Annotated in this window: 2 protein-coding genes; both read right to left on the bottom strand. The window is 74.9% G+C overall.

The features are described from left to right. On the bottom strand, positions 1 to 261 hold a 261-nt coding region (locus tag ACFU99_RS43895; protein WP_384404415.1), incomplete at its 3' end, for an AMP-binding protein. 23 nt (positions 262 to 284) lie between these two features. Further along, the gene (locus tag ACFU99_RS43890; RefSeq protein ID WP_384404413.1) at positions 285 to 1,097 is read right to left on the bottom strand and encodes an SDR family oxidoreductase; all 813 of its coding nucleotides are present in this window, start codon (positions 1,095 to 1,097) and stop codon (positions 285 to 287) included. Positions 1,098 to 1,328 lie beyond the last annotated feature (231 nt).

Here is a 1,328-nt window from a genome sequence, read left to right as displayed (position 1 = left end):
GTGCGGGGTGTTCTGGAGCGTGATCACGGCGCGGTCCCCGCGCCGGAAGCCGCGCTCCACGAGGTGGGCCGCTGTCGCGTCGGAGAGCCGGTCGGTCTCCGTGTAGGTCAGCCGGCCGTCGAAGTAGGCGAGCGCGGTGTGGTCGGGGGCGCGGCGGACCGCGTCCTCGAAGGCGTGCAGGACGCTCGGCGCCGGGGTGACGGGGCCGCGCTGCACGGCGTCGAGGTGGGCGAGCCAGGGCTTGTCCTGGTACGTGGTCATGGGTTCGGCCCTTCTGCGCGCGACTACTCGGCGGTTCCGGCTGCGGCGTGCGTCGCCGCACCCTCCGGGGCGGCCTGCTCTATCCGTTCGAGCTTCTGCTGGAGGTGGTTGATGCCGCTCAGCCAGCGGTCGGGGTCCGAGGCGCGCGCCGTGTAGTAGTCGGCGACCTCGGGGTGCGGCAGGACCAGGAACCGGCCGGCCGCCATGGCCGCGAAGAGCTCGTCCGCGACCTGTACGGGCTCGATGGCGGTGGGGCGCAGCACGAGGTCCCCGGCGGCCCCGGTCACGCCGAGCATGTCCGTACGCACGCCCTGCGGGCAGATCGCGTGGACGTCGACGCCGCGGTGCCGGTAGGTGGCCGAAAGCCACTCGGCGAAGGCGAGGGCCGCGTGCTTGGAGACGCTGTACGGGGCCGAGCCGACCATGGTGAGCAGCCCGGCGGCGGAGACGGTGGAGACGAACCGGCCGCTGCCGCGCTCCAGCCACTCGGGGAGCAGGTCGCGCGCGGCCCGTACGTGCGCCATCACGTTGACGTCCCAGGCGCCGGCCCAGATCTCCTCGCTCGCCTCGGGGCCGCCGGCGGGGGCTACCCCGGCGTTGGCGCAGAAGACGTCGACGCGTCCGCCGAGGGCCTCGCGCGCCGCGCCGACGATGCCGGAGGCGTCGCCGGGCACAGCCCTCGCGCCGATCTCCTCGGCGACGGCGGCGGCCTTGGCGGCGTCGAGGTCGTTGACCACGACGCGGGCGCCCTCCGCGGCGAATCTGCGGGCCAGGGCCGCGCCGATGCCGCCGCCCGCTCCGGTCACCACTACTGCCGTGTCCCGCACGGTCTCCACGTTCGCGTCTCCCTCGACTCGACGGCTCGGCTGCCCCGGCAGACTAACCAGTCGGTATGTGGAAGCGGAAGGGGGTGGCGCGGGTAACCGGAAGGGGCGCGGCGCGGGGCGGGCGCGATCGTTCCGCCTGGGCCCCGATGGCGTTAGCGTGCCTGGGCATGGACCTGTCGAGAAGAACTCTGCTCGCCGCCGCCGGGGCCGCGGGGGCGGTCGCGGCCCCCGCCCCCGGAA

Source organism: Streptomyces sp. NPDC057654, assembly GCF_042800135.1.
Taxonomy (GTDB): domain Bacteria; phylum Actinomycetota; class Actinomycetes; order Streptomycetales; family Streptomycetaceae; genus Streptomyces.
The sequence above is the reverse complement of the archived record's forward strand: the minus strand, read 5'-3'. Positions and strand labels throughout refer to the sequence as shown.